Origin of the sequence: Mesorhizobium sp. M0074 (assembly GCF_040322975.1) — a bacterium.
Lineage (GTDB): Bacteria > Pseudomonadota > Alphaproteobacteria > Rhizobiales > Rhizobiaceae > Mesorhizobium.
The window spans coordinates 1-547 of record NZ_JAMYUM010000107.1 but is presented as its reverse complement, the minus strand read 5'-3'; the positions used below and the strand labels follow the sequence as shown (position 1 = coordinate 547).

Here is a 547-nt window from a genome sequence, read left to right as displayed (position 1 = left end):
TCAGATGATGCGCCAGCCGGTTGGCCCGCGCGTTGAGCTCGCCATAGCTCAGGCGCTCGTCCTCATGGACCACCGCCACCGCCTCCGGCGCATTTCGCACCTGCGCCTCGAACAGCTCGTGGACGCACCGCTGCGACGGATAGGCCGCCGCCGTCCGGTTCAGATCCTCCAGCAGATAGGTGCGCTCGGCGGCCGGCAGGATGTCAATGCGGCCGACCGGCTGGCCTGCATCGGCAGCCATCGCCCGCAGCAGCGCCAGCAGATAACCACGCTGCCGCTCGATCGTCGCCTGATCGAACAGCGCCGTGGCATAACCCAGCGTTCCGGCGATCTCCTCGCCACGCTCGCAAAGGCTCAGCTCCAGATCGAACTTGACCTGATCATACCCCTCCCCGGCAGCTTCCACACTCAGCCCCGGCAGGTCCAATGACCCGACGGCGTTGTTCTGCCAGGCCAACATCACCTGGAACAGCGGCGTGTGATCAAGATGCCGTGGCGGCTGCACGATCTCGACGACCTGCTCGAACGGCAGGTCCTGATGCTCCTG

General features: G+C 66.0%; 1 protein-coding gene. It reads right to left on the bottom strand.

Annotated features, from left to right (window positions below; genetic code table 11):
• Positions 1–547 (bottom strand): condensation domain-containing protein (locus tag NKJ73_RS34185; RefSeq protein WP_352572800.1); only part of this gene is annotated, 547 nt, incomplete at both ends.